The organism is Streptomyces sp. NPDC085460 (assembly GCF_044541975.1).
Taxonomy (GTDB): Bacteria; Actinomycetota; Actinomycetes; order Streptomycetales; family Streptomycetaceae; genus Streptomyces.
The window spans coordinates 158,587-182,126 of the sequence record NZ_JBITTO010000013.1; the positions used below are offsets into that span (position 1 = coordinate 158,587).

Sequence of the window (23,540 nt, forward strand, 5' to 3'; positions counted from 1 at the left end):
TACGCTGCGAGGCATGAGTGCTGGTTCCGTCGCCCTGGTCGTGCCCGAGGACATCGGGTTCCCGTCATGGGATCTGTACGAACTGAGCATCCCCTGCACCGTCTTCGGGAAGCCCCAGCCCGACCTGGCCGACCCCTGGTACGACCTGCGGCTGTGCGGTACGGGCGGAGGCCCGGGGGACGGCTCGCCCGCCGGGACCGGGCTCTCGCTGCGGACCCGCCACGGGCTCGACGACCTCGCCGGAGCCGACACCGTCATCGTGCCCTCGGTGCCGGACGCCTGTGTCGAGGAGGGCCGGCCGCTGCCCCGGGAACTGATCACGGCCCTGCGCCGCGCCCACGACGCCGGTGCCCGGATGGTCTCCCTGTGCACCGGCGCCTTCGCCCTCGCGGAGGCGGGGCTGCTCGACGGGCGGCGCGCCACCGCCCACTGGATGCACACCGCCCAGCTCGCCGAGCGCTACCCGAAGGTGGAGGTCGACGACTCGGTGCTGTACGTGGACGACGGCGACGTGCTCACCAGCGCCGGACTGACCGCCGGGCTCGACCTCTGCCTCCATCTGGTCCGCCGCGACCTGGGCGCCCACGTCGCCAACCAGCTGGCCCGCCGGATGGTCGTACCCGCTCACCGCCCCGGCGGGCAGGCCCAGTTCATCGACCTGTCCGTGCCCACCACCGACGACCGGAGTCTGGCGCCCGTGCTCGACTGGGCCCGCACCCGCCTGGACCGGCCGCTGACCGTCGACGACCTGGCGCGGCGCGCGGCGATGAGCACCCGCACCCTCCACCGGCGGCTCCAGGCGGCCACCGGGACGACTCCGCTCCAGTGGATCCTCAACCAGCGCCTGGCACGGGCCCAGAGCCTCCTGGAATCGACGGACCTGCCCATCGAGAAGGTCGGCGAGCTGAGCGGCCTCGGCACCGCCAACAACCTCCGCCACCACTTCCTCAAGCACATCGGGGTCTCACCGAGCACGTACCGGCGGGCCTTCCCCCGGACCACCACGCCGGAGCCCTCCCCCTCGGCGTGAGCACGGGGGAAGACGACTCCCGCCGGTTGCCGCCCCTCAGCCCAGGCGTACGCGGACCCGCTGCGGGGCGCCGGCGGCCCGATCCAGGCCGGTGAAGGTGAGCGCGAGCGCCGGGCCGGTGGTCACGGCGGTCACGGTCGGCGGCTTGGAGATCACCGAGGCGACCCGCCTGCCCCAGGTGATCCGCAGCGAGGCCGCCTGGCGGGCCGGGTCGGAGACCACGACGGTCGCCGTGCCGTCCCGGTGCTCGCGGACGAGGACGGACGCCGGGGCGTCGGCGGAGAGCCGCCCGGCGGTGCCGGCGCTCCAGAAGTTGACGGCGGTGAGACCGAGGCGGGGCACCCGGACGCCCTGCTGCGCGCCGGTGTTGGCGAGGAGGTGCAGCCACCCCCTGTCGGCGGCCCGCCGCGCCGTCGTACGCAGGCTCGCGCCGGGCATCAGGACGTACGCGTAGCCGGCGTCCGTCGGGTCGGTGCCGTGGTCCGCGTAGAGGGTGAGGTAGCGGCGGGTGAGCGGGTCGGCGGGTCCGCCGGTGTTGATGTCCCGCCAGGCTCCGGTGCGTTCCTCGCGTACCGTGTCGAGCCGCAGTCCTCGGGGGAAGACATAGCCGGCGTGGCCGGCGATGTGCGCCCAACGGGCGTTCTCGAAGCTGCCCGTGCCCGGACGGCTGTGCTGCGTCCGGCCGTCGACGGTCAGTGCGGGGTTCTCCGTGGACGTGAGGGCCCGGTTGTCCACCGTGGTCTCCACGGCGTGGCCGTCGCGGGAGGAGATCCCGGCGCCCAGACAGACGACGGCGTCATCCAGCCAGAACCACGACTTCTTCGCGTGCATCGTGGAGGACAGGCCGACGAGGTGCTGGCCGGTGGCGCCGAACTCCCCGTCGGTGGTGCCGCCGACCCAGGCCGCGTCCGGCATGGGCTGGCCCCAGTTGCCGCCCTCGCCGTCGGCGAGCGGCTTGCGGGAGGCGGTGATGCCGGGGAGGCGGTACGGGTCGACCGTCGGCCAGTACGCGTCCGAGTACTGCTCCAGGCCGAAGTCGTCACCCCACCAGGAGAGCCAGCCTGCGCCGGTGTGGTAGCCGCGGGCGTGCTCGCCGTTGCCGTACTCGTAGTGGGCGATGCGCTTCGAGGCCATGGAGACCGAGGCGCACCACCCCCGGCGGCGGTGGGTGGCCCGGTCCATGTGGTGGAACAGCCGGTGCTCGACCGGTTCCGGCGCCGGCTCGACCGCGGTGTCGTCCAGCAGGGACCGCAGCAGGGCGGCGCGCGCCAGGCTCAGCTTCGGGTTGCTCAGCGGCGGGGCGTGGTAGTCGCGCCGCATCCAGCCCTTGACCATGGCGCGCCAGCGGGTGTTCTCGGCCTCGCTCGCGCCCTGGCCGATGAGCACGATGGTGGCGAGCAGCGCGTGCGCCCGGGTGTGGTCGGAGGTTCCGGCGCGGCTGATGCCCCGGGAGGACACGTTGTCCATGATCAGCCCGTTGTGGACGAACGGCGCGATGGCGTGGTCGACGGTGTCCAGGAAGAGCTGCGCGTCCGGGGAGGCCACCGGCCAGGGCGAGGTGCGCAGCAGCGCCATGAGGCGTCCGACGCCGTCGTGGAGGACGGAGCCGTAACCGCCGATGTAGGGGACGTTGCGGTGCTGGATGAACGAGCCGTCGGCGTAGAAGCCGTCGCCGCTGGTCACGTACGGGAACACGGGGTCGAGGGCGGCGACCGCGCGGGCGATCCGGCCGCTGTCCTCCCCGACGATCGAGCGCAGGATCACGCTGCGGCACAGGTCGACGCGGTTGGCCCCGGTGGAGGTGCCGGTGTACGCGTCGAAGACCGAGTCGGGGACGAAGTGGTCGACGGCCCTGCAGTAGGCGGCGATCCGCTCGGCGGGCAGGTGGTCGTGGACGAGGACGCAGGTGTCCATCAGCGCCTGCGGGGCGCCGATCTGCCAGTTCCACCAGTTGCCGTAGCGGACGGTCGTCTCGTTGTAGACCTGGGTGTACAGGTGGTCGAGGCCGTCGAGGACCGCCCGCAGGACGTCGGGGTCGGCGGTCAGGCCGGTGCCGGGCTGGGCCCACGCCTGGGCGAGGGTGGCGAGCCGGTTGTAGCTCTCGTTCATCTTGGCGGAGAAGGCGTACGACTCGGCGTCCGTGTCCGGTTCCGGGTCCCGCCACACCGCGTCCGGCCACAGCGATCCGTCGGCGGGGGTCATCGTGGACAGGTGCGCCTGAGCGGTCCTGCCGAGTTCGGCGAGGAGGGTCCTGAACGGCTCGGCGGTGGGGCTGAAGCCGGTTCCGAGGACGAGTTCGCGCCATCGGGCACGGAGGGCGGCGAACTCCTGGGGGCCGGTGACCGCGCTCTTCTCGACCGCGGCGGTCGCCGGGGTCGTCGCGGCCCCGGCGACGCCGAGGCCCAGCGCGGTGCCTCCGGTCACGTGGAGGAAGGTGCGGCGGCGCATGGACGGGGACATGGCGGACCAGCCTTTGCGGGGAGACGGGCAGGGGCTCGGCGCTCAGCGCGTACCGCTCGACACGTACTGCTCGGCACGTACTGCTCAGCGCTTGCAGGGCAGCCTCCGCAAGCGCTTTCTCCCCGTCAAGGGACGGAAGCGACTCGGGCAGTTTTCGGTCAGTCAGGAGTACGTGCGGTGGGGGCTGGTGCAGGGGCTGACGCCTACCGCCGGCGCGGCGTGGGCGGCTCGTACTCCTCGGGGGAACGCCCGGCTCCGCAGGAGTCCCGGATCACGAGGCGCGGCAGCCACTCGACCGCCGAGTGCGCGGCGTCCGGTTCCTCCAGCCGGCGGACCAGCAGCCGGACCGCCGCCTCGCCGACGGCGAACGTCGCCGGGCTCACGGACGTCAGCGGCACGTCCGCGAGCGCGGCCATCTCGTCGTTGTGGCAGACGAGCGCGAAGTCCTCGGGGACGCGCACGCCGTGGGCCAGCAGGCGGTGCAGGAGGTTCGCCGCGTCGATGTCGGTGTGGACGAGCCCGGCGCGGACCTCGCCGGCGTCGATGAGGTCGAGGAGGCGGTCCCCGCCGATGTCGTCGACGTGCCATCCGGGCCCGTACGGGAGCGGTGACAGGTCGTCGTCGGGAAGGCCCAGCGCGCGGACCGCCGACAGATAGCCCGCGCGCACCGCGGGTCTCGTGTGGGTGTGCCGGGCCAGGAGCGCGATCCGCCGGTGACCGAGCTGGGCCAGGTGCCGCACGGCGAGGGCGGCTCCGCCGGCGTGGTCCGACACCACCCGGTCCAGGTGCGAGCCGGGCACGCCGAGGGGGATCCGCCGCTCGACGAGTACGGCGGGGACCGGGGGCTCGGCGAACGGCGCCGCCTCGGCCTCGTCGGGACCTTCGAGCGCCCAGCTCGGAGCGAGCAGCAGGCCGTCGACACCGGCGTCGAGGAGAGTGGCGACGTGTTGGTGGTCCCGCTCCGAGGTGTAGTCGGTGACGCCCACGAGTAGGCGGACCCCCGCGTCGGCGGCGGCCCGGCGGGCTCCCTGGATGACCGACCGGAAGTAGTAGTCGGAGACGGGCACGACCATGCCCAGGACCAGTCCGTCCGGGGCGCGCGCCGGGGTACGACGGGCGACGCGGGCGTCGCGGGCGTTGAGCGGCGCGGTCGGCCAGCTGACGGTGCCGTGCAGCCTCCGTACGCGTCCGACCGCGGCCAGCGCGGCCACGTCGCGCCGGGCGGTCTCCACGGAGACCCCCAGGCGGGCCGCGAGTTCACTGACGCGCACGCTCTCCCGCTCGCGGACGAGCCGCAGGATCCGGCCGTGCCGCTGCTCCACGCTCTCTCGCAACGCCGGCGCCTCCTCGTCCGCGGTCGGTCCTTCGCGGACGCAGCCTAACGCCGTCGCTGCCGGGGACCGACGGGCTGCCGCTTCGCGGGAACGGTGGGGGGGCCGGTGCGGGAGCCCCGTTTCGCGGGAACGGTGGGGGCCGGTGCGGGGCCGGTGCGGGAGCGATGCGCCGGAGCGGTGTCACGTCGGCGGGTCGGTGACCGCGACCCGTACCTTCCCCTCGGACCGCCCGCCGCGCGCGTCCCAGAACCGGCACCGCGTGTCGATCAGGAGGAGGGGTCCGCTGCGCCCCGACCTCTGCCGTGCGTCGACGAGTTGGACCTCGCCCCGGAAGTCGTCGCCGCGCATCGCGCGCCGGAAACGGCTGTGCATGTCGAGGATCAGGATGTGGGGCAGCTGCCGTGCCCAGTAGTCGTTCATCGTCCACTCGCCGAACGGTCCGCGGATCCGGTCGCGGATCGTCGCGGCGAGGGTGTAGTAGGCGAGCTGGTTGAAGCAGATGTTGAACTCCACCGCGTTGAAGTGGCCGGTGTCGTCGATGTAGCAGGGCTCGGGGATCGTGAACTCCCCGCTGCCGGTGAGCGGCCGGCCGCCGGTTTCGCCCGGTTCCAGCGACGCGTGCCGCAGGTAGCGGCAGTGCGGTTTGTACGGAGCGAGCACGCGTTCGAGGAGGAGCTGGTCGTCCTTGTCGGAGCCGGGTGCGGACGGGTGCGACGTGCCAGGATCCGGCGTACCAGTGATCATCACGGGCCCATCGTGGTGCCCCCGGACCACCCGGAACCGGGCGACATGCCGGAGTGCCGGGAGTTGCGAGGGCGCGGGCGGGCAGGACGTCGGACGTCAAGCCTCCGGGTCCTCCGTCACGGGCAGGCACTCGGCGAGCAGGTCGACGACGTCGCGCCAGGCTCGCCGTGCGTGCCGCGGGTGGTAGCCGACGCCGGGGACCACGGGGTGGTCGACCGGCGGATGGTGGAAGGCGTGCAGGGCGCCGCCGTAGACCACGAGGCGCCAGTCGACGCCCGCGGCCCGCATCTCGGCGGTGAACGCGTCCCGTTGCGCGGGGGGCATGATCGGGTCCTCCGACCCGACCCCGGCCCATACCGGGCAGCGAATGCGCGCCGCCTCGCCCGGCCGGCCCGTGGTCAACGCGTTGACCGTGGCGATCGCGCGCAGGCTGACGCCGTCGCGTCCGAGTTCCAGTCCGATGGCCCCGCCGGTGCCGTAGCCGACGGCGGCGATCCGGTCGGGGTCGGTCCGCGGTTCGGTACGCAGCACGTCGAGCGCCGCATGGCCGATGGCCCGCATCCGGCCGGGATCGGCGAGCAGGGGCATGCAGCGGGCCAGCATCTCCTCGGGGTCGTCCAGGTAGCGGCCGCCGTGGAGGTCGAAGGCCAGCGCCACGTATCCCAGCTCGGCGAGGGCGTCGGCTCGGCGGCGCTCGACGTCGCTGAGCCCGGTGCCCTCCGGCCCGAGCAGCACCGCGGGTCGGCGGCCGGCACCGGCCGGAAGCGCGAGGTGCCCGATCATCGTCAAGCCGTCGGCCGGATACGCGACCGTACGTGTCGAAATCGTTGTCATGGGACGGGACCGTAGCGTTCCCCGAGGCCGGTCCGGCCGGTGTTCCGCCGGCGGCGGAACACCCCGGGTGGGGTTCCGGAAACCGACCGGGGAGGCATCCGTCGGCGTCTCGGCGAGCCGACGGGTGGCCGTCCGAGGGGCATCGGTCCGGTCACTCGGCACCTGCCGGGGTGGGCGGCGGAACCTGCCGCGGTGCGTGGCGGAGCGCGTATCCCCCCATCGCCGCCAGCACCCCCGCCGCCGCGACCAGCAGGGCGGCGGTGATGCCGACGCGCAGCAGCAGCGTGCCGATCGCCGCGCCGGTGAGGACAGCCACCAGCCCCGCGACCCGGTAGCCCTGGTTCGGGGCGCCCGTCCCGCCGCCGAGAGACGAATACCGGATCAAGGTGACGAGCGTGCCGGTGACGAGGGTGGTGTTGAGGACGGATCCGAGCCGCCACATGGTCGCGCTGCGCACGCCCATGGCCAGCGCTGTCGAGGCGATCACCGCGTAGTGCCGCGGGGACGGCCCTCCGGTGGCGGACGGCAGGCCGATGGCGCAGAGTGCGCCGATGACGAGCAGGGTCGCCGCGACGACGGCCGAGCCGAGGACCCACCTCCGGGGCCTGGTCTGCCATGCGGCCCCCAGCCGGCTGCCCGCGACGGCGCCGGTGAAGAACGCGGCGAGGGCCGTGAGCGAACCGAGGGGCGCCAGACCCTCGCCCCCGGCCAGGGCGAAGCCGAGGAAGAGGATGTTGCCGGTCATGAAGGCCGTGAAGATCTGCCCGAGGCCCAGGAAGGCCACCGCGTCGACGATCCCCGTCACGGCGGTCAGGGCGACGAGCGCCCGGGGCAAGGGATCGGGAGAAGCGGCCGTGGACATGTGCACACCTCCCGGCCCGGGGAGAGGGGCGGGCCGGTTTTCCAGCGCATCCTTCATAAAAAGCATGCACCAGGCAGGCCCGGCCCGCTGACACGAGCACCACCACACCGTGCTCTTCCGCGCGAGGGCTCGGCACCGCCCGCGTGCCGCCTAGGAGGACGACGTCACGGGGTGACCGGCATGACAGGAGGCGCAGACACCGACGAGCTCGACCGTGTGCTCCACCGCCGAGAAGCCCCGCTCGCCGGCCACCTCCACCGCCCAGCGCTCGACCGAGCTCGCGTCGACCGGTCGGCTGACGCGGCAGAGCCGGCAGATGAGGTGGTGACGGTGTCCTTGCCGGCCGCGCAGCCTGAACAGACGTTCTCCGCCCTGGACCTGCACGACGTCGATGCGGCCCGCGGCCTCCAGGTACCGGAGCACGCGGTAGACCGTGGTGCGGCCCACGCCCGTACCGGCCTCCGACAGCGAGCGATGCAGATGCCGAGCGGAGACGAACCTCATGGACTCCGTCAGGGCGGCAACGACCGCTGCCCGCTGCCGTGTTGACCTCTCGGCCACCTCGGACCACTCCTCTCACACGTGACGGCACCGAGCCTATACGCGTATGAAAATCATGTCCATGTTCAAATAGGAGTCGGGCACCGCGCGAGCCGGGCGGCGTGCGGTGCCCGATGCGCGGTGCCCGGATCGCGGGGTCAGCGGGTCAGCGGGTCAGCGGGTCAGCGGGTCAGCGGGTCAGCGGGTGACGGTGACCTGGTCGACCGCCCAGAAGGCGCTGTTGGTGCCCGTGTAGCGGAAGTACAGACGGGCGGTGGTGGCGCCGGCGGGAACGGCGACCGTGAGCTTCTCGAAGGCGTTGCGGTCCGCGCGGTAGGAGCGCAGCAGCTGCCGGGGGCCGCCGTCGAAGGAGATGTGGACGTCCCCGGTCTGGGGCCCGTCCACCTTGTAGTTCGTCGCGTACGACACGGTCGCCGGCGCGCCGCCGGTCACGGCGAAGGACGGGCTGACGAGGGTGGAGTCGAACTGCCCGGCGCCGTGCGCCTTGTCGTCCCACTCGTCGGAGTCGGCGACGGCGAAGACGTCACGCATCCGGACGCTGGTCTCGCGGCCCTGGCCCAGATGCGTGTTGCTCCAGAACTCGTCCGTGGCGAAGGACCAGCCCCGCCACTCGGTGACGCCACCGGTGGGCATGGCGGAGTTGTCGACGCTCCAGCCGCCGGGCGCGGTGGTCGTCCAGCCCTTCAGCGTGGAGGGCAGGCCGAGTTCGTCGACCCGGGTCTTGAGGGCGGGGCGCAGGGCGTCGAAGGCGTCGGGGGTGAGGGTGGAGACCGCCTTGCCGTCGAGCTGCCACGCGGGGTCGGCGGCGACGCCGAAGTGGGCGAGGACGGTGGGGGCGATGTCGGTGATCCTGACGTCGTGGCGGACCGAGCCCGGTGTGAAGCCGGCGCCCTTGGCGATGACGAAGGTCTGGCGCTCACCGGGGCTGTTCCCGCCGTGGCCGCCGCCGGGCGTGTGCCCGTGGTCGGCGGTGACGATGATCTGCCAGTCCTCTGCGGCGTACGTGGCGCGGGAGGTGACGGCGTCGAGGATCCGGCCGATCTGGGTGTCGGCGGTGGCGAGGGCGTCCAGGTACGCCTGGTGCCCGGTGCCGTGGGAGTGGCCGGCGCCGTCGACCTCGTCGAGGTGGACGAAGACGGCGTCCGCGTCGGTGGTGGTGAGCTTGGTGACGGCCGTCGCCGTGGTGTCGGCGTCGCTGACGCCGCCGAGGCGCGTGTCGACCGCCGGCCCGAAGACGGTGTCGCGGATCGGGCTCCAGGTGCCGACGACCAGGGTGTCGTGCGCGGGGTCGGCGTTCTCCAGGCGGGTGGCGTAGTCGGGGTAGAGGTCGTAGCGGGCGCCGCCGAATCCGTTGTCGACGACCTTGTGCTTGTCGGGCCAGGCGCCGGTGGCGATGGTGGACCAGCCGGGACCCGAGGAGGTGGGGGCCATCGGGTTGGCGTAGAGGTTGCTGGTGGCGGTCATGCCGCCCGCCATGAGGCCCTTGACCCTCGGCATCTTCGCCTTGTCGAACGTGGCGAACGTGGCGCCGTCGATGCCGATCACCAGCGATTTGGGGGACGTGGCCGTCGCGGCGACACCGGAGGGCGCTCCTTCCGCGGCGTACGCGGAAGCGGCGAGCGGCAGGACGGCTGCCGCGAGGGCGCCGGCGAGAGCGGCGCGCAGGGGACGGGACAGGTGCACGGAGTCTCCTTGTGGAGTGACCTGCGGGAAGTGCCCGGCCGTCCTGACCGGGCACCGACGATCCTGAACCCCGGTGAGAATCAACGGATTTACACGGAAGTCCCCATCGATGAACGGCGGGCGACATCTGGACCAGACCCGTTATCGTTTCGTGATACTGCTGCTGACGCTCGGTCGCCGGGACGGAGGCGGCACCGGCGGCCGGCCGGCCGTCTCAGAGGTCGTCCGGCCACTGGTCCAGCAGCTCGTCCTCGGACAGGTCCGCCCTGGGCGTGGCGGTCGCGAGGGACTGTTCGGTCCAGATGGTCTTGCCCCGGTCCAGGTAGCGGGTGCCCCAGCGGTGGGCGAACTGCGCCACGAGGAAGAGGCCGCGGCCTCCCTCGTCGCCCGCGGCGGCCCGGCGGAGGTGCGGGGCGGTGCTGCTGCCGTCGCTGACCTCGCAGGTCAGGGTGGCGTCCTCGTGGATCAGCCGGAGGCGCGCGGGCTGCTTGCCGTAGCGGATCGCGTTGGTGACGAGTTCGCTGACGATGAGCTCGGTGCCGTACGCGAGGTCCTCCAGGCCCCACGCGGCGAGGCGCCGCGCCACCGCCCGGCGGAGGGGGCCGACCGCCGCCGGGTCGTCGGGGATGTCCCATTCGGCGACACGGTCGCGGTCGACGAGACGGGTCCGGGCGATGAGCAGCGTGACATCGTCGGCGGGCAGCGGCGGCACCAGCCGTTCCACGGCGGCGCGGCAGCCCTCCTCGGGATCGCCTCCGGCCCGCGCGAGGACGTCGGCCAGCAGGGCGACACCGGTGTCGAGGGAGCGCGTGCGGTCCTCGACGAGGCCGTCGGTGAAGAGCACCAGGCCGCTGCCCTCCGGGGCCGCGAGGGTCGCGGTCTCGAAGGGGAGGCCGCCGCCCGCCCCGAGCGGCGGCGACACCGGCATGTCGGCCTGCGCGACCGTGCCGTCCGGCGCCATGACGAGAGGGGCCGGGTGCCCCGCTGCGGCGAGCGTGCAGACGCCGCCGACCCGGTCGTAGACGGCGTACAGGCAGGTGGCGCCGGTGAGGAGCGGGCGTTCCTCCGCGTCGCCGTCGCCGCCGGTGGTCTCCTCGTCGGTGCGGGCGACGAGTTCGTCGAGGTGGGCCAGGAGTTCGTCGGGCGCCAGGTCCAGGGCCGAGAAGTTGCGTACGGCGGTACGCAGCCGGCCCATGGTCGCGACGGCGTGCAGGCCGCGCCCCACGACGTCGCCGACGACGAGCGCGACCCGGGCGCCGGACAGCGGGATGACGTCGAACCAGTCGCCCCGGACGCCGTTGGCGGAGGGGAGGTAGCGGTGGGCGAGGTCCAGGGCCGTGCGCCGCCGGGGCGCGCGCGGCAGGAGGCTGCGCTGGAGGGAGACCGCGACGGCGTGCTCGCGGGTGTAGCGGCGGGCGTTGTCGATGGAGAGCGCGGCGCGGGTGGCCAGTTCCTCCGCGAAGGCCACGTCCTCGGCGCCGAATCGTTCCTTGTCCTTGCGCCAGAAGTCGGCGCAGCCGAGCAGGATCCCGCGGGCCCTCAGGGGTACCGAGACCAGGGAGTGGATGCCGTACGCCACGACCCGGCCTGCCCGCTCCGGGTCCTGGGCGAGCCAGGCGTCCGAGGTGGCGAGGTCCGGCAGGAGGGCCGCGCCCGCGAGGCCGATGCCCTCGCTCTCCGGCCTGCCGGGCATGGAGGTGAGCTCCGTGCCGACCGGGTGCAGGGGGTGGTCGTCGCGGACGCCGGCCGAGGCGACCCGCAGCATCCGCGTACCCGCTCCGTCCTCCGGTTCGTCGCCGGAGAGGACGGGTTCGAGCAGTTCGACGGTGACGAAGTCGGCGAAGCGGGGGACGGCCACCGCCGCGAGTTCCTCCGCGGTGCGGGTCACGTCGAGGGTGGTGCCGATGTGCACGCCCGCGTCGTAGAGGAGGCTGAGCCGGCCGCGGGCCGCGTCGGCGCGGGCGGAGACGGCCCGCAGTTCGGTGGTGTCGCGCAGGGTGGCGACGCTGCCGGACGAGCCGGCCGTCGCGATGGGGCGCTGGTTGACGGAGACGAGCCGGTCCCCGATGAGCCGTACGTCGTCGTCGGTGACGGCTCCCGAGGTGAGCAGGGCGGCGAGGTCCGCCGGCAGCCCCAGTTCCCGCACGTCGCCCCCGGCGTCGGGTGGCAGCGCGAGGAGCTTGCGGGCCTCGTCGTTGACGAGGACGAGCCGGCCGTCGTCGCCGAGGATGACGACGCCCTCGCGCACCGCGTGGAGGACGGCGTCGTGGTGCTCGTACATCCGGGTCATCTCGGCGGGGCCCAGGCCGTGCGTCTGGTGCCGGAGCCGCCGCGTGACCAGGGTCGTTCCGGCGACGGACAGGGCCAGGGCGATCGCCGCCGCCCCGAGGAGCAGGGGCAGTTGGCGCATCACCGCTCCCTCGACCTTGCGGACCGTGATGCCGACGGAGACGAGGCCCACGGGGTCGCCGCGGTCGTCGAGGACGGCGACCGTGGTGTCGACGGCCCGGCCGAACACGAGGCTGTCGAAGGTCTCCTGGAACGGCTCGCCGCCCAGGGCGGGCGCGAACTCCCCGGCCACGTGCCCGCCGATCAGGCTCGGATCGGGATGGCTCCACCGGATGCCGTCGGGGGCGAAGGCCACGACGTAGGTGACCCCGGCCGCCCGGCGGGTCGCCTCGGCGCTCGGCTGGAGGAGCGCGGAGGGATCGCGCGACTCCATGGCGGCGCGGGTGCCCGGGGCGTGCGCGAAGGTCTCGGCGACGGAGAGCGAGCGGTCGTACGCGTCCTGGGTGGCGTCGCGCCGGGCCTGGAGGAAGTCCGCGGCGGTGGCGCCCAGCACGAGGACCGTCACGAGCAGCACCTGCAGGAGCAGCACCTGCCCGGCGACGCTCGCGGGCGTCAGGCGGCGCCGCAGTCCGGAGGCCACTTGGCGAGGGGTCGACCGCACGTTTCCGCACCTCCGGCAGGGACCCGGTTCCGGGCGTACCCGGGCACCGTACCGACCTCCCGGCGGACCTGGTCAGAGGCGCGCATAACGGTCGTCCGCCGGAGGGCGGACGACCGGAGCGCGGGCCCGCCGCCGGACCGGGTCCGGCGGGGGCCGGTCGCTCACGCCCGCGGGGCGGGGGCCGTGGTGGAGCGGATGATCAGCTCGGGGTCGAAGAGGAGCTCGCCGACCGGCACCGCCCGGTTGCTGACCAGGGCCAGGACGCTGCGCCCCACTTCGAGGGCGAGCCGGTCGGCCGGCTGGCGCACGGTGGTAAGCGGCGGGTCCACGAACTCCGTGATCATGGATCCGTCGTAGCCGACGACCGACACGTCCTCCGGGACCGCGCGCCCCTGGCGCCGGATCCCCCGGATGGCGCCGAGGGCCATGTAGTCGCTCGCCGCGACGATCGCCGTGGCGCCGAGGCCCAGGAGCGTCTGGGCGGCGGCCTGTCCGCCCTCGACGGTGTACGACTGGCGGATGACAAGGCGCGCAGCGTCCTCGACGCCGCGCTTCGCCATCGCGTCGAGGAAGCCCTGGACGCGCCGGTCGGCGGGGTGGTTTCCGGTGGGGCCCGAGGCCATGCCGATGGCCCGGTGGCCGAGCCGGTACAGGTGGTCCACGGCCAGTTCGGCGGCGAGCCGGTCGTCGGTGGAGTACACGGGGACCTCCACGCCGTCGGCGAAGACGCCGTTCACCCCGACGTAGGGGATGCGGCGGGCGCGGAGGAGCTCGTACGTCTCGGTGTCCGCGCCCTCGACGGTGTTCGACGAGGAGAGGAAGACGACGGCCGCGATCCCCTTGTCGACGATCGCGCTGATGTACTCGGGTTCCTGCACCCCGCCGGGGAACGCCGGGCAGAGCACCGCCTTCAGGCCGTGCGGGGCGAGGGCCGCCTCGATCCGCTCGGCCACGTCCGCGAAGAACGGGTTGGACACGTGCTCGGTGACGAGGGCGACGAGCTGTCCCTGCACCGGACGCTCGTAGCCCAGTTCCGCCATGGCGGTCTCGACCGCGTCACGCGTCTTCTTGGCCACGCCCTGGCGCCGGTTGATCACGCGGCTGACGGTGGCCTCGCTGACTCCGGCACGGGCCGCGACCTCGACGATGCCGACCTTCATTGGGCTTCCCTCCGACTCGCGCCTCACGCGGTGTTCCTGATCGACCCCAGCCCCATGCGCGGCACCGGCAGCTGGTGCAGGCCGGTGGTGAGCTCGGTGCGGTGATGCTCGATCATACGGCCGTCCGGTCCGCGCACCTCGATCTCCACGGTGGCTCCGGAGTCGACGACCTCGACGACGAGCCGGTCCTCGCTCGTGCCGTTGACCAGCACGGTGCGGGAGACGGACGCCGGGCGCAGCGGCACCGGGCGGGCGGTGTGGACGGTCGTGACGTTCACGCCGTCCCGCTCCGAGCTCACCAGGGTGTAGAGGTCGTCCGGCCGGCCGGGCTCGACGGTGCCGTCGAGCAGCTGGGGCCTGAGGAGACGCCAGGTGGCGAGCCAGAAGCGCAGGGCCGCGACGTGGTCCTCGGGCAGGGTGTCGAGCCGGACGGAGACCTGCGGCACCGAGTGGAGCGTGCCGATGAGCTGGCGCGCGGCGGACTCGACGGGTGCGTCGGTGTCCCAGAGGAGCGGGTCGGAGTGGACGGCGCCGCCGACGGCGAGCATGCGGGTGTCGAGGGTGCGGACCCGGTTGGCGACGGAGTCGGCCGGGCAGTCGAAGGAGCGCAGCATGTTGCCGTACGCGACCATGCCGGGGCCCACGTACGGCTGGCGCAGTTCCAGGAGCAGGCCGGGGCGGACCGCCTCCAGGGCGGCGCGGAGTTCGGCGAGGAGCAGGGTCAGGGCCTCACCGACGTCGCCGCGGCCGTCGCCGGCGTAGACCATCGCCTCGTTGAGGAAGTCCACCTTGAGGCCGTCGAGGCCGTGGTCGCGGACGAGGCGGACGCAGGTGTCGACGAGGTGGGCGCGGACCTCGGGCCGGCGCGGGTCGAGCACGTACGCGCCGGGGACGCGGGAGGCACGGGGGGCGTACGGGGCCCACCGGCGGTAGCAGTCGGCCCGGGGGCCGAGGAGCAGGGGCGCGACCCAGGCGAGGTAGCTCAGCCCGGTCTCCCGCACCCGTGCCACGTGGCCCGTGAAGTCGGGGAACTTCGCCTCGTCCGGGATCCAGTCGCCCACGCCCGCGTAGCCGCGTCCGCTGCCGTACCGCTGCCAGCCGTCGTCGAGGATCATCGCGCCGAAGCCGATGTCGGCGGCGAGGACGGCCTGCTTCTCGACGGTGGGGGCCTCGATCCGCTGGTTGAAGGCGTACCAGGTGCAGTAGAGCGGGAGGCGCGCCGCCTCGGGGACCGGCATGGACGGCATCGCCGCCTCGTACCAGCGGCGCAGGTCGCCGAGCGCCGTGGCGACGGACGGCCTGCGGGGCACGAAGAGGAGGCGCTGGGGTCCGGCGGAGGCGGGGAGGTGGAGGTGGACGACGTAGGTGTCGTTCTCCTCGGAGACACCCCAGAGGAGGGAGACCTCGGGGACGGGGTCGGCGGCGCCGAAGGTGAGCAGGGTGGCGCCCTGGTAGTCGTAGAGGCAGCCGGCGGCGGTGCCGTCGACGAGGCTGACGGTGGCGCGGCCCTCCCAGTCGGCGACGACGGTCCGCTGCCAGCCGGCCTTGGGGTGCCAGTATCCGGCGGCGTCCCCGAGGGGAAGGGAGAGCCGGATCTCCACCGGCTCGCCGTCGCCGTCGACGTGCAGCACGCGCAGGCCGTCGGGGAGGTCGGAGACGTGCCACCGGGGCTCCCTCTCCCCCGCCAGGACGGCGATCTCGACGGTGTCGAGGAGGGGCCGGTACGGGGCGGGGGCGAGTTCGGCGGTGGTGACCGCCTCGTGGGTGTGGAGCGTCACGTTTCGGTTCATCCCTTCACGGCTCCGGCGAGCAGGCCGGAGACGAAGTGGCGTTGCAGGGCGAGGAAGACGAGGGCCATGGGGATCGCCGCGACGGCCGTGCCGGTGAGGATGGCGCCGTAGTCGGTGTCGTCGACGCCCTGGAGCGAGGCGAGGGCCACGGGGAGGGTGAACGACGCGTTGTCGCGCAGGACGATCAGCGGCCAGACGAAGTCGTTCCACTGGAAGAGGAAGAGGAAGATGCCCAGGGCCGCGAGGGCCGGCTTCATCGGCGGCAGGACCACCTTGAGGAAGAGCCGCAGCTCTCCGCATCCGTCCATGCGGCCCGAGTCGAGGAGTTCGTGGGGCAGGGCGCCCATGGACTGGCGCATCAGGAAGATGCCGAAGGGCAGGGCGAGGTTGGGCAGGATGACGGCCTGGTAGGTGTTGAGCCATTCCAGGTCGGCCATGAGCTTGAACAGGGGCACCAGGGTGACCTGCGCGGGGATGACCAGGCCGAGCATGATCACGCCGAAGAGGGCGTCGCTGCCGCGGAAGCGGTACGTGGCGAAGGCGTACCCGGCCAGGGTGCAGACGGCTCCCGCGCACAGCGTGTAGAGGATGGCGATGAAGAGGGAGTTGAGGAGGACCTGCCCGAAGGAGACCGTGTTCTGGAGGGAGGCGAGGTTGTCGTCGAGGTGGTCTCCGGGCAGGAGGGGCGGCGGCGTGCCGAAGATGTCGCCCGAGCTGTGCGTACTGGCGACGATGAGCCAGTAGAAGGGGACGAGCACCGCGGCGAGGGTGATGGCGAGGCCGGAGGTCAGCAGGATCGACCGGCCGGCCCGGGTGGGCGGACGCGTGTCGCGGTTCCGCGTCCGGAGGGGACGCGTCGCGGAAGTGGTCATTTCTTGTCTCCCAGGACGCGGAACTGGATCAGTCCGAGGATGCCGATGAGGACGGCGAGGGCGTAGGCGATGGCCGAGGCGTAGCCGAAGTCGAAGTAGACGAAGGCGTTCTGGTACAGGTACACGCCGATGGTGAGGGTGGCGTTGTCCGGTCCGCCGCGGGTCAGGACGTACGGCTCGTCGAAGATCTGCAGGGTGCCGATGGTGGAGAGCACCGTGGTGAGCAGGATCGCGGGGCGGAGTCCCGGCAGGGTGACGTGGCGGAAGGCGCCCCAGGCGCCGGCGCCGTCGACCGAGGCCGCGTCGTACAGCTCGCGGGGGATGGTCTGGAGCCGGGCGAGCAGGATCACCGCGTTGTAGCCGGTGTAGTGCCAGGTGAGGGCGAGGCCCAGGGAGACCTTGGCCCAGAGGGGGTCGGTCAGCCACGGGACGTTGTCGACGCCGACGAGGGAGAGGACCCAGTTGGCGAGGCCGTACTCCTCGTTGAGGAGGACCGAGAAGACGATGCCGTAGGCGACGAGACCGGTGACCATGGGGAGGAAGAACCCGAGGCGGAAGACCGTCCGTCCCTTCAGCAGCGTCGAGTTGAACGCCACCGCGAGTCCCGTGGCCAGGGCGAGCATGACGGGGACCTGGACGACCAGGATGACGGCGGTGTTCTCCAGCGCGGTCCAGAACAGGGGGTCCTGGAGGAGCCGGCTGTAGTTCTCGCCGCCGACGAAGGTGTCGACGCCGCCCACGGTCTTGAAGAGGCTGAGGACGAACGACCAGCCGATGGGATAGAGCTTGAACACCGCGAAGAGGACGAGCGCGGGCAGCACGAAGAGGTACGGGGCGAGGCGCCGGCCCGACAGGCGCGGCGGACGGGTGCTCCGCGCCGGTCGGGGGGTGGCGGCGCGCGGGGTGCGCGACGGGGTGCTCACGGCTGTCACCGGACGACCTTGCGGCCCGTCTGCTTGGCGAGCTGGTCGGCGGCGGCGGCGAGCACGGTGGCCGGGTCGGCGCCCTTGAGCAGGACCTTGGTCTGGGCGTCGGTGACGGCCTTGAGGGCGCGGGCGTAGTCGCCGGTGTAGTGGAAGGCCGGCTGCGGGGCGCGGAGGGCGTCGAGGAAGATCTCGCCCTTCTTCTGGCCGCTGAAGAACGCCGACGGCTGGTGGAAGACCGGGTCGTCGTACGCCTTGAGGAGGGCGGGCGCGATGCCCTTGGCCTTGTAGATGGCGACCTGCGACTCGGGGCGGGTGAGAGCGAACTCGACGAAGCTCCAGGCGGCGGCCTGGTGCTTGCTGGTGCCCGCGACGGCGAGGTGGGTGGAGTTCACGGTGGCGGACCGGGTGCCGCCCGGACGCACGGACGGCGGCAGCCGGACGCCCCACTTGCCGGCCTGGTCGGGGACGGTCTCCTCGATGATGCCGCCGAACCAGGTGGGCCAGGGCAGGACCGCGGAGGTGCCCTTCTTGATGGAGCCGATGAGGGCGTTCCAGCCGCCGGAGATGTCGGCGACGAGACCGGCGTCGTTCAGGTCCTTGATGATCGTCATCGCCCGGACGGCCTCGGGTGTGGCGAGCGTGATCCGTCCGTCGGAGTCGAAGAACATCGTGCCCTGGAGCTGGAGCAGCATCTGGAAGAGGTTCGCCGAGTCCGCCTGGGAGGCCGGCTTGTCGATGCCGAGCAGGGTGTGGCCGGTCTTGGCCTTGATCTTCTTGCCGGCCTCGATGGCGTCGTCCCAGGTGCCGATGGCGGCGACGTCGACGCCCGCCTTCTCGAAGAGGTCGGCGCGGTAGTAGAAACCGCCCGAATTGGCCTCCCAGGGGAGGGCGTCGACCTTCTTGCCGTCGGGGCAGACGGTCGCCCAGAGGCCGGCGGCGAAGGCGTCCTTGTGGGCGGTCGCGCCGAGGGGGCCGAGGTCGGCGAGTTGGCCGGGGAACTTCTCGACGTAGCCGGGCAGGTAGTCGACGCCTATGTGGAGCACGTCCGCGAGGCCGGCGCCGCCGGCCGCCATCGCGGTGGTGATCTTGTCCCAGATGGCCGGGTTGCCGATGTCCTGGACGGTGACCTTGACGTCCGGGAACTTCTTGTTGAACGCGGGGACGAGGGCGCGCAGTTCGGCGGCCGGGCCGGCCCAGCTCCAGACCGTGATGTCGCCCTTCCTCGGGTCACCGGCCGAGCCGGCGCCGCCCGCCGAGGCACCCGTCCCCGAGCAGGCGGTGAGCCCGCCCAGTCCGACGCCCGCGGCGACGGCCCCACCCGCCTTGAGGACTCTGCGGCGACTCATCTCCATGGCACTTCCACCTTCGCTCGCGGATCGGCGTCCCGGCGGTCACCGGGCCGACGCGGAGGGACGCTAGCAATCAGCCAAGTCGACTTGCAAGAGTTCATGGAAAACTTGCTGCGCGAATCAACAGAAGGATGATGCAGCTGTATTGAAAGCTGCCGAAGGGGGCTGTTAGCGTCCGGCCACCGCACCAGACACCTCCGGACAGGAGCCCTCCCGCATGCAGCCGTCCCCACCCCTGCGTCTCGCCCTGCTGACCTCGCTCGCGGTCCTCGCCCCGCTCACGCCGCTCGTCGCCGCCGGCCCCGCGAACGCCTCCGGGAACGCCTCCGCGAGCGCCTCCGGGAGCACCGCCGTCACGGTGACGAACGGCGGCTTCGAACAGGGCACGACGGGCTGGACGTTCACCTCGGGCACCGGCGTCGCCACCAACGCCCCGCACGGCGGCACCCGGCTCGCCTACCTCGACGGCGGCCCCGGCAAGAAGATCTCCCAGACCCTCACCGCCACCGGCACCGGCCTCTACGACTTCTCCGCCTGGATCGCCACCGGCGGCACCGGCGGCACCTTCACCGTCCGCGTCAACGGCGCCACCACCCGCTCCATCGACCTGCCCAGCCGCTCCTCCTACGCGCAGTACACGCTCCCCCACGTGTCACTGAGGAACGGCGACACCGTGGAGATCGCCTTCGAGTCCGGCACCGGCTGGGTGAACGCGGACGACGTCACGGCCACCGTCTCCGTCCCGCCGCCCGTCGACGTGATCAACCCCGGCTTCGAACAGGGCACCACGGGCTGGAACTTCACCCCCGGCACCGGCGTCGCCACCAACATCCCGCACGGCGGCACCCGGCTCGCCTACCTCGACGGCGGCCCCGGCAAGAAGATCTCCCAGACCCTCACCGCCACCGGCACCGGCCTCTACGACTTCTCCGCCTGGATCGCCACCGGCGGCACCGGCGGCACCTTCACCGCCCGCGTCAACGGCACCACCACCCGCTCCATCGACCTGCCCAGCCGCTCCTCCTACGCCCGGTACACCCTCAGCCGCGTCTCCCTGAACGAGGGCGACACCCTGGAGCTGGCCTTCGAGTCCGGCGACGGCTGGATCAACGTCGACGACCTGATGGTCTCCCCCGGCGCGCCCGTGGATCCGGTGGTGACCTCGTCCGACCCGCAGATCGTGGCGATGTTCGACTGGGCCAAGCGCAAGGCCAACAGCTGGGTGCAGCTGCCGGGCGTCGTGGGACCGGTCAACGTCGACGAGGGCCGCCGCTCCGGCACCGGCGTCGGCGTCTACGCCCCCTCCTACTGGGCCGGCTACGCCCACCGCAGCGCCTCCTACACCCGCGACCTGGCCCACCAGATGGCCGGCGCCTCGGTGATCGGCCTGCACGCCGAGAACAAGTCGATGCTCCGCGCCTACGCAGAGTCGGCCACCGCCGAGCACAAGTACTTCCCGGTCTGGGCCCTCAACTTCGACAACCGGACCTATCTGAAGATCGACTACCACAGCCCGACCTTCTTCGTCCGGGAGGTCCCGGCCGCCTTCGAACTGGTGCAGAAGGCCAACGAGGCGTACCGGTGGAGCGGCGACAGCGCCTACATCGACGACCCGGCCCTCTGGGACTACTACAAGCACACCACCAAGGAGTTCATCGAGCTGCACGACACGAGGAAGACCAACGGCATCGCCGAGGGCACCGGCGACGGCATCTTCTCCGGCGCCGTCAGCTACAACGAGACGGGTGAGCACCACCTGATCGAGGCCGGTGACGCCCTCGGCAGCCAGTACCAGGCGTTCCGGGCCATGGCCGCGCTCGCCGCGAGCAAGGGCGAGACCGCACTCGCCCACCGGTTCAAGCGCAAGGCCGACGACCTCAAGGCCCACTTCAACGACACCTGGAGCGGCGAGGGCAGCGGCGCCTCCATGATCCGCGGCTACACCCGGGAGGGCGACGCCCTCACCGGCTGGGGCCTGGAGAACAGCTGGTTCATGGCGATGAAGCAGCTCATCGAGCCCGGCGACCGCGCCGAGGCGTACCTCGACTTCATCGACCAGCAGGCGAGCGGCAGCGGGAAGCCGTCCAACATCGAGGCGATCTCCTACCTGCCGGACACCTTCTTCGCCTACGACCGCAACGACACCGCCTGGAAGTGGATGAAGTACGTCTACGACCAGCGCGACGTCCAGCACCCGGTCTCCCGGCAGGGCCCCAACGGCGACTACCCCGAGGTGTCGTACACCCTGCTCGGCCAGACGGTCGAGGGCCTGATGGGCGTCCGGCCCGACGCCCCCGCCAAGGCCCTGGCCACCGGCTCCCGGCTGCCCTCGGGCATGGACTGGCTCCAGGTCGAGGACATCCGGATCGGCGGCAGCACCTTCACGCTCCGCCACGACGGCGCGACCGCATCGAAGCTCACCCACACCAGCGGCTCCGCCACCTACCGCTGGGAGGCCCGCTTCCCCGGCAAGCACGCCACGATCAAGGTGGACGGCGTGCCGCGGAAGGCCAGGACGAAGACGGTCAACGGCAAGCCGTACACCTACACGACGGTCTCCGTGGCCCCCGGCCGGACGGCCACCGTCACCGTCTCCTGATCCCGCACGTGGCGCCTGCGAGGTCCCGCCGTGCGGAGGGTTACCGCGCGGCGGGACCTCGTGCGGGGCGAGCTGCGGCAGGGCGAGGCGGCTGCCGGGGGGAGGGGCGGATGGGCGGACGGGCAGACGGCGGACGGGCGGACGGGCGGGCGGACGGTTTCACGGGTACGCGGTCGAACTCCGGTCCCGTGAAGAGGAGTTCGGCGAGACCGCGCGGGTTCAGTTCACCGGCATGCCGATGCCCGGCAGCCAGAGCCGGCCTCGGTCGTTGACGGTCAGTTCCCAGGCGACCAGCTCGTCCGGGCGCACCGAGCCGCGAGCGCGGACGTCGGCGACCAGCAGCCGGGCCGCCGACCGCGCGGCCTCGGGGTCCTCGTCCGCGAACTCGGCCCGCCACCACCCGCGCTCGCGCACCTGCCAGCCCCGCTCCCGCATGGAGTCCTCGAAGCCCGGCTCCTCCGCCGGGGTCCGGTGGTCCACCATCAACGAGAGCTGACCGCCGTCCTGGCCGCACCCCACCCGCAGGTGCCGCGGCCAGTCCCGCGCGCACCCCACGACGAAGGACGCCCACTCGCCCGGCACCTGCACCGGCAACTGCTCCATCCACGAGTCCAGGAGCAGTGCGAGCGCGGACTCCAGGTGCTCCCAGGACGCCGCCGTGTGGTGGCCGTCCCAGCGGAAGGCCGGCCAGCCGCGCTCCGGTCCACGGTGCAGCAGCCACAGATAGGGCAGCGTGTCGAAGCCGTGCGGATCCTCCGCCCGCCAGCCGATCGAACCCTCCACTGCCGAGTACTCGCGTCCGTACAGGTCCGACGCCGTGTGCACCGAGAGTGTGGCGCCCTGGGGGCCGCCGGCCAGCAGCACCACGTGCGCACCGGTGTGCCAGCGCACGCTGGGCCCGGCGGCCGAAGCGCCGTACAGCGTGGGCTCCCCGAGCTCGGCCGCGACCGCCGCGTACACGGGCCGCAGCGCCTCCCGCCGGGCCGCGCGCCCAGACTCCGGCGCGTACGGGGCGACGAGCACGGCGGGCAGGCCCAGGTACGCGTCGGGACGGGCGTGGAGGGAGCGCGCTCGGGCGGCGGCGTCCGCGGGACCAGTCGCGCTCGGGGGACCAGGAAGGGAGGGGGACTTGCCGATGACCATGGCGTCATCGTGCCAGGCGGCCCGCCTGCCGGTACGCGGCGGTGCGAACCCGGGTCCCGCCGGACGGAATCGCGGGGGTCAGCCCGCGCCCCGGGTCCCGTCGGCGCGGTCCTGCTCGCCGGGACCGAGGCTGACACGGGCCGCGACCGGAAGGTGGTCGCTGGGTGTCGCCGGCAGGGTCCAGGCCCCGGTGGCCCGCACGCCGGCGACGAGGATCTGGTCGATCCGGACGACGGGGAAGCCCGCGGGCCACGTGAAGCCGAAGCCCGCACCGGCCGAGGACTGGGCCGAGGTCATGCGGCTGGTGAGGGGACGGAAGGCGCGGTCGTCGGTGGAGCCGTTGAAGTCCCCCATGAGGACGACACGCGGGACGCGTTCGGCCCGGAGGACACCCTCCACGACGGTGATGACGTCGTCACGGGCGCCCGCGGTGAAGCCGGAGGGACCGACCCGGACGGACGGCAGATGGACGACGTGGACCGCGAGCGGGCCGTGGGCGGTGTCGACGGTGGCGCGCATGGCGCGGGTCCACGGCATGATCGGGACGGCGCGGGCGTCGCGCAGCGGAAGGGTGCTCCAGAGGCCGACCGTCCCCTGCTGGAAGTGGTACGGGTACGCGTCGGCCAGGGCGGCTTCGTAGGCGGGCGCGGTCTCCGGGCTGAGCTCCTGGAGCGCGACGACGTCCGCGCCGGACGCGATGAGCGTCCGGGCGGTGGCCCGCGGGTCGGGGTTGTCCTGGCTGACGTTGTGGCTGACCAGGGTGAGGTCCCCGCCGGCGGACGACCTGTCGCCGAGGGTGCCGCCGAAGACGGTCAGCCAGGCGGCCACCGGCAGGACCAGCGCCGCCGTCGCCGTCCGCGACCGGCGCAGCAGCGCCAGGGCCGCGAACAGGGGGATCCCGAGGGCCGACCAGGGCAGCAGGGTCTCGGCGAGGCTGGTGAGGTGTCCGGGGAGGGCGGGAAGCCGGCTGTGACCGACCAGCACCAGAGCGAAGAGCGCCGAGAGGACGGCGAGCACGGAGCCGGCCGGGACGGGCACGCGTTGGCGTCCCGCCCCGCGCGGGCGGCGCCCCTCGTCCGTGCCGGGCGCGGCGGGGACGGGGCGGACCGGAGAACAGGCGGGTCGCGCCGCGGGTCCGGCCGGAGGGCGGGCGGCTTGCGGCGCGAGGCCGGCCGGAGCACCGGCGGGTCCCGGCGCGGGGCCGACCGGAGGACAGGCGGCTTCCGGCGCGAGGCCGGCCGGA

General features: G+C 73.0%; 17 protein-coding genes. 2 read left to right on the forward strand and 15 right to left on the reverse strand.

Annotated elements, in window-relative coordinates:
• The first annotated feature begins 13 nt into the window (after positions 1-13).
• On the forward strand, positions 14-1,030 hold the full coding sequence (locus tag ACIGHB_RS29470; protein ID WP_399917165.1) for a GlxA family transcriptional regulator: 1,017 nt from the start codon (positions 14-16) through the stop codon (positions 1,028-1,030).
• A gap of 36 nt (positions 1,031-1,066) precedes the next feature.
• Here the strand turns inward: ACIGHB_RS29470 and ACIGHB_RS29475 are convergent, their stop codons facing one another.
• The 13 genes from ACIGHB_RS29475 to ACIGHB_RS29535 form a co-directional block, all read right to left on the reverse strand.
• Positions 1,067-3,490, reverse strand: coding sequence for a polysaccharide lyase 8 family protein (locus ACIGHB_RS29475; protein ID WP_399917167.1), 2,424 nt, complete (start codon positions 3,488-3,490; stop codon positions 1,067-1,069).
• A gap of 203 nt (positions 3,491-3,693) precedes the next feature.
• Positions 3,694-4,824 carry a substrate-binding domain-containing protein gene (locus ACIGHB_RS29480; RefSeq protein WP_399917169.1) on the reverse strand — a complete coding sequence of 377 codons (1,131 nt, stop codon included), beginning with the start codon at positions 4,822-4,824 and terminating at the stop codon, positions 3,694-3,696.
• 180 nt (positions 4,825-5,004) lie between these two features.
• A complete protein-coding gene (locus ACIGHB_RS29485) occupies positions 5,005-5,568 on the reverse strand; it encodes an FcoT family thioesterase (RefSeq protein WP_399917225.1) in 564 nt (187 codons plus the stop codon).
• Positions 5,569-5,664: 96 nt separating this feature from the next.
• Positions 5,665-6,402 (reverse strand): dienelactone hydrolase family protein, encoded by a 738-nt coding sequence (locus ACIGHB_RS29490; RefSeq protein WP_399917171.1) that lies wholly within the window; start codon positions 6,400-6,402, stop codon positions 5,665-5,667.
• 151 nt (positions 6,403-6,553) lie between these two features.
• Complete coding sequence (locus ACIGHB_RS29495) at positions 6,554-7,264, reverse strand: YoaK family protein (protein WP_399917173.1); 711 nt, start codon at positions 7,262-7,264, stop codon at positions 6,554-6,556.
• Between the two features lie 150 nt (positions 7,265-7,414).
• Positions 7,415-7,825 (reverse strand): Fur family transcriptional regulator, encoded by a 411-nt coding sequence (locus ACIGHB_RS29500; protein WP_399917176.1) that lies wholly within the window; start codon positions 7,823-7,825, stop codon positions 7,415-7,417.
• 177 nt (positions 7,826-8,002) lie between these two features.
• Positions 8,003-9,508 (reverse strand): alkaline phosphatase family protein, encoded by a 1,506-nt coding sequence (locus ACIGHB_RS29505; protein ID WP_399917178.1) that lies wholly within the window; start codon positions 9,506-9,508, stop codon positions 8,003-8,005.
• 214 nt (positions 9,509-9,722) lie between these two features.
• Positions 9,723-12,458, reverse strand: a complete 2,736-nt coding sequence (locus ACIGHB_RS29510; RefSeq protein ID WP_399917180.1) for a SpoIIE family protein phosphatase — start codon at positions 12,456-12,458, stop codon at positions 9,723-9,725.
• 161 nt (positions 12,459-12,619) lie between these two features.
• Positions 12,620-13,618 carry a LacI family DNA-binding transcriptional regulator gene (locus ACIGHB_RS29515; RefSeq protein ID WP_399917182.1) on the reverse strand — a complete coding sequence of 333 codons (999 nt, stop codon included), beginning with the start codon at positions 13,616-13,618 and terminating at the stop codon, positions 12,620-12,622.
• Between the two features lie 23 nt (positions 13,619-13,641).
• Positions 13,642-15,408, reverse strand: a complete 1,767-nt coding sequence (locus ACIGHB_RS29520) for a glycoside hydrolase family 36 protein (RefSeq protein ID WP_399917184.1) — start codon at positions 15,406-15,408, stop codon at positions 13,642-13,644.
• Entirely contained in the window at positions 15,405-16,280 is an 876-nt protein-coding gene (locus tag ACIGHB_RS29525) for a carbohydrate ABC transporter permease (protein ID WP_360320704.1), read from the reverse strand. The genes ACIGHB_RS29520 and ACIGHB_RS29525 overlap by 4 nt, the downstream gene beginning before the upstream one ends.
• Positions 16,277-17,203, reverse strand: a complete 927-nt coding sequence (locus ACIGHB_RS29530; protein WP_399917187.1) for a carbohydrate ABC transporter permease — start codon at positions 17,201-17,203, stop codon at positions 16,277-16,279. The genes ACIGHB_RS29525 and ACIGHB_RS29530 overlap by 4 nt, the downstream gene beginning before the upstream one ends.
• A gap of 5 nt (positions 17,204-17,208) precedes the next feature.
• The gene (locus tag ACIGHB_RS29535) at positions 17,209-18,552 is read right to left on the reverse strand and encodes an ABC transporter substrate-binding protein (RefSeq protein ID WP_399917189.1); all 1,344 of its coding nucleotides are present in this window, start codon (positions 18,550-18,552) and stop codon (positions 17,209-17,211) included.
• 220 nt (positions 18,553-18,772) lie between these two features.
• On the opposite strand from ACIGHB_RS29535, the gene ACIGHB_RS29540 reads away from it, so the two are divergent.
• Positions 18,773-21,154 carry a hypothetical protein gene (locus ACIGHB_RS29540; RefSeq protein WP_399917191.1) on the forward strand — a complete coding sequence of 794 codons (2,382 nt, stop codon included), beginning with the start codon at positions 18,773-18,775 and terminating at the stop codon, positions 21,152-21,154.
• A gap of 219 nt (positions 21,155-21,373) precedes the next feature.
• Here the strand turns inward: ACIGHB_RS29540 and ACIGHB_RS29545 are convergent, their stop codons facing one another.
• Both ACIGHB_RS29545 and ACIGHB_RS29550 read right to left on the reverse strand, forming a co-directional pair.
• Positions 21,374-22,297 carry a hypothetical protein gene (locus tag ACIGHB_RS29545; protein WP_399917193.1) on the reverse strand — a complete coding sequence of 308 codons (924 nt, stop codon included), beginning with the start codon at positions 22,295-22,297 and terminating at the stop codon, positions 21,374-21,376.
• Between the two features lie 78 nt (positions 22,298-22,375).
• Positions 22,376-23,335, reverse strand: coding sequence for an endonuclease/exonuclease/phosphatase family protein (locus ACIGHB_RS29550; protein WP_399917195.1), 960 nt, complete (start codon positions 23,333-23,335; stop codon positions 22,376-22,378).
• Positions 23,336-23,540: the final 205 nt, after the last annotated feature.

Excerpts from the sequence above, each read along its gene's own strand:
- ACIGHB_RS29470 (WP_399917165.1), top strand. The coding sequence starts at position 14 with ATGAGTGCTGGTTCCGTCGCCCTGGTCGTGCCCGAGGACATCGGGTTC.
- ACIGHB_RS29475 (WP_399917167.1), bottom strand. The coding sequence starts at position 3,490 with ATGTCCCCGTCCATGCGCCGCCGCACCTTCCTCCACGTGACCGGAGGC.
- ACIGHB_RS29485 (WP_399917225.1), bottom strand. The coding sequence starts at position 5,568 with ATGATCACTGGTACGCCGGATCCTGGCACGTCGCACCCGTCCGCACCC.
- ACIGHB_RS29490 (WP_399917171.1), bottom strand. The coding sequence starts at position 6,402 with ATGACAACGATTTCGACACGTACGGTCGCGTATCCGGCCGACGGCTTG.
- ACIGHB_RS29495 (WP_399917173.1), bottom strand. The coding sequence starts at position 7,264 with ATGTCCACGGCCGCTTCTCCCGATCCCTTGCCCCGGGCGCTCGTCGCC.
- ACIGHB_RS29515 (WP_399917182.1), bottom strand. The coding sequence starts at position 13,618 with ATGAAGGTCGGCATCGTCGAGGTCGCGGCCCGTGCCGGAGTCAGCGAG.
- ACIGHB_RS29520 (WP_399917184.1), bottom strand. The coding sequence starts at position 15,408 with ATGAACCGAAACGTGACGCTCCACACCCACGAGGCGGTCACCACCGCC.
- ACIGHB_RS29525 (WP_360320704.1), bottom strand. The coding sequence starts at position 16,280 with ATGACCACTTCCGCGACGCGTCCCCTCCGGACGCGGAACCGCGACACG.
- ACIGHB_RS29535 (WP_399917189.1), bottom strand. The coding sequence starts at position 18,552 with ATGAGTCGCCGCAGAGTCCTCAAGGCGGGTGGGGCCGTCGCCGCGGGC.
- ACIGHB_RS29540 (WP_399917191.1), top strand. The coding sequence starts at position 18,773 with ATGCAGCCGTCCCCACCCCTGCGTCTCGCCCTGCTGACCTCGCTCGCG.
- ACIGHB_RS29545 (WP_399917193.1), bottom strand. The coding sequence starts at position 22,297 with ATGGTCATCGGCAAGTCCCCCTCCCTTCCTGGTCCCCCGAGCGCGACT.